The sequence below is a fragment of the Pseudomonas sp. SDT291_1_S447 genome, from assembly GCF_054070155.1.
The window spans coordinates 1-2,532 of the sequence record NZ_JBSVXS010000241.1; the positions used below are offsets into that span (position 1 = coordinate 1).

The window sequence follows — 2,532 nt, forward strand, 5'->3', positions numbered from 1 at the left end:
GCGATAGCGGAGTTTCAGTTAACACAGATGTAGCTGACACACCGCTATCGCGAGCAGGCTCACTCCTACAGGAGCATGGTTCAGCATCTAAACGAATTATTCGATACTTTGCAGCAATTATTTGCGCTTTTCCATCGATTCGACTCTGTTTAACCTTCACTCCATCGACCTACAACATTCTCGGATGGAGGCTACACACCATGTCCCGCGTTCTGATCATCGAAAGCAGCGCCCGCCAGCAAGACTCGGTATCCCGTCAACTGACCCAGACCTTCATCAGTCAGTGGAAAGCTGCGCATCCCAACGATCAGATCACCGTACGTGACCTCGCCGCGAACCCGGTACCACACCTGGACAGCAACCTGCTGGGTGGCTGGATGAAGCCCGCCGAGCAGCGCAACGCCAACGAGCAATCGTCGCTGGACCGTTCCAACGAATTGACCGATGAGTTGCTCGCCGCCGACGTGCTGGTGATGGCCGCGCCGATGTACAACTTTGCGATCCCGAGCACCCTCAAGGCCTGGCTCGACCACGTGCTGCGTGCCGGTGTGACCTTCAAGTACACCGAAACCGGCCCGCAAGGCCTGCTCAGCGGCAAACGTGCCTACGTACTGACCGCTCGCGGCGGCATCTACGCCGGCGGCCCGGCGGATCATCAGGAACCGTACCTGCGTCAGGTCATGGGTTTCATCGGCATCAACGACGTGACGTTCATTCACGCCGAGGGCATGAACCTCGGTGGCGACTTCCAGGAGAAAGGCCTGAATCAGGCCAACGCCAAGCTGTCCCAGGTCGCTTGATATGTTAATCGCCAGATAATCGCTGGATGGTCTAGTGACCTGGCGCAACCCCTTCAAGGCTCTACGCGCATCGAACCTCCCTTTGCACTTGTTGCTCCTGAGTGCTGTAGCCCGATTGAACGCATTAGCGAGATCGGGCTTTTTTTTGCCTGCCGTTTCATCAAAAACACAAAAACAGAATTTTCCTACGTGATTCTCAGGTTGTCTGTCGGAAGGGGCATCCCTAGGCTTTGGCCTTGTCTGAACAGTCAGCGATCAAGGGAGATCACGATGCTCAAAAAAGTCATTGCCGCTATCGCATTCATTTCGGCACCCGCTTGGGCGAGCCCGCCCCCGTTCACCGGCACCGATTACAGCGGGGTTTATGAATGCAAAGGCATGGACAGCCACATTGGCGAGTTCAAAGGCACGGTCGACATGCAGCTCAATGCCAGGCAAAGCACTGGGCATTACGGCGCTTACACCTTCAGGCTGACCCTGGCGGACAAATCCGTGTACGACGGTTTTGCCGCTGCCAATGCAGACTCATTGGCGATTTACTTTGCTCACACAGACGCGACCCTGAAAGATTACGGTGTCGGTATCGCGCGGATGGCCGCGGGCTCTGACGGCAAACTCGCTTTCAGCAAATACTATTACGGCCCTGAATACGAAGGCGGCGGTCACGGCATGGAAAACTGCGTCAAGGGCTGACTCCCCTGATTCCGGGGACGGCCAAGGGCGTTCCCACGCATGCTGTCTTTGCGCAGGGTTCGCGATCAGCCGCAAAACCCGCTATCGTCGCCGCCATTCGATTTCGAGGCGAGCATGGGCTATCTACTTTTTGTCACGCTGATTCAGGCGTTTTCCTTCAGCCTGATCGGCGAATACCTGGCCGGTCATGTCGACAGTTACTTTGCGGTGCTGGTACGTGTGGTGCTGGCTGGTCTGGTGTTCATTCCGTTGACCCGCTGGCGGTCGGTGGAACCTTCGTTCATGCGCGGCATGCTGGTGATCGGCGCCTTGCAGTTTGGCGTGACTTACGTCTGTCTTTATTTGAGCTTCCGCGTGCTGACGGTGCCGGAAGTATTGCTGTTCACTATCCTCACGCCGCTGCACGTGACGTTGATCGAAGACGCCCTGAACCGGCGCTTCAATCCGTGGGCGCTGATTGCGGCGCTGGTGGCGGTGGGCGGAGCGGCGGTGATTCGCTTTGACAGCATCAATCCGGACTTCTTCATGGGCTTCCTGCTGCTGCAACTGGCCAACTTCACCTATGCCGCAGGGCAGGTGATGTACAAGCATCTGGTGGCGAAACACCCGAGCGACCTGTCGCATTACCGGCGTTTCGGCTTCTTCTACCTCGGCGCGCTGGCGGTGGTGCTGCCTGCATTCCTGATGTTCGGCAAAGCCAACTTCCTCCCGGAAGCGCCGCTGCAATGGGCCGTGTTGCTGTTTCTCGGTCTGGTCTCGACCGCGCTGGGCATGTACTGGTGGAACAAGGGCGCGTGCATGGTCAACGGCGGCACGCTGGCGGTGATGAACAACCTGCATGTGCCGGTGGGGTTGCTGCTGAATTTGCTGATCTGGAATCAGCATGAGGAATTGGGGCGGTTGTTTCTCGGCGGCAGCGTCATCCTCGCCGCCGTATGGATCAGCCGACTGGGCATCCGCAAATCCCCAGCCACCGCATAACCCCTGTAGGAGTGAGCCTGCTCGCGATAGCGGTGTATCAGTCAATATGGATTTGTCT

The 2,532-nt window shown here is 57.5% G+C and carries 3 protein-coding genes; all 3 read left to right on the top strand.

The genetic code is table 11. The features are described 5' to 3' along the window. Positions 1 to 200 precede the first annotated feature (200 nt). The 3 genes from ACW9IR_RS29160 to ACW9IR_RS29170 all read left to right on the top strand — a co-directional run bounded on the left by ACW9IR_RS29160 (position 201) and on the right by ACW9IR_RS29170 (position 2,474). Positions 201 to 800, top strand: coding sequence for an FMN-dependent NADH-azoreductase (locus ACW9IR_RS29160; RefSeq protein ID WP_110720045.1), 600 nt, complete (start codon positions 201 to 203; stop codon positions 798 to 800). Between the two features lie 270 nt (positions 801 to 1,070). After that, positions 1,071 to 1,493: a hypothetical protein gene (locus tag ACW9IR_RS29165; RefSeq protein WP_457466061.1), complete on the top strand. Its 423-nt coding sequence runs from the start codon at positions 1,071 to 1,073 to the stop codon at positions 1,491 to 1,493. A gap of 114 nt (positions 1,494 to 1,607) precedes the next feature. Continuing rightward, positions 1,608 to 2,474 carry a carboxylate/amino acid/amine transporter gene (locus tag ACW9IR_RS29170; protein WP_457466063.1) on the top strand — a complete coding sequence of 289 codons (867 nt, stop codon included), beginning with the start codon at positions 1,608 to 1,610 and terminating at the stop codon, positions 2,472 to 2,474. The last annotated feature ends 58 nt before the right edge of the window (positions 2,475 to 2,532 follow it).

Bases quoted from the DNA above. Each gene is read 5' to 3' on its own strand.
- ACW9IR_RS29165 (WP_457466061.1), top strand. From the start codon at position 1,071: ATGCTCAAAAAAGTCATTGCCGCTATCGCATTCATTTCGGCACCCGCT.
- ACW9IR_RS29160 (WP_110720045.1), top strand. From the start codon at position 201: ATGTCCCGCGTTCTGATCATCGAAAGCAGCGCCCGCCAGCAAGACTCG.
- ACW9IR_RS29170 (WP_457466063.1), top strand. From the start codon at position 1,608: ATGGGCTATCTACTTTTTGTCACGCTGATTCAGGCGTTTTCCTTCAGC.